The following is a 254-nucleotide window of genomic DNA, read 5'->3' as shown; positions in this document are numbered from 1 at the left end:
GAACTAACCGATAACAAACTTTGGTGGAGGTAAACGGGATCGAACCGATGACCTCTTGCATGCCATGCAAGCGCTCTCCCAGCTGAGCTATACCCCCAAACTTCTCTGGCTTACACCAAAGAAAAACCCTTGCACATCAAAGACCTGCAAGGGTTTTGACTGGCGGAGTGGACGGGACTCGAACCCGCGACCCCCGGCGTGACAGGCCGGTATTCTAACCAACTGAACTACCACTCCTGGCAGGCAGCTTTTCG

2 tRNA genes are annotated in these 254 nt (G+C 53.9%); both read right to left on the bottom strand.

Annotated features, from left to right (window positions below):
* Nucleotides 1-21 precede the first annotated feature (21 nt).
* Nucleotides 22-97 (bottom strand) — tRNA-Ala (locus ASE39_RS06685).
* 63 nt (nucleotides 98-160) lie between these two features.
* Nucleotides 161-237, bottom strand: a tRNA-Asp gene (locus ASE39_RS06680).
* Nucleotides 238-254: the final 17 nt, after the last annotated feature.

This window comes from Acidovorax sp. Root267 (assembly GCF_001429215.1).
GTDB classification, from domain to species: Bacteria; Pseudomonadota; Gammaproteobacteria; order Burkholderiales; family Burkholderiaceae_C; genus Acidovorax; species Acidovorax radicis.
Note: the sequence above shows the minus strand (reverse complement) of the source record. Positions and strands in the feature narration are given on the sequence as shown.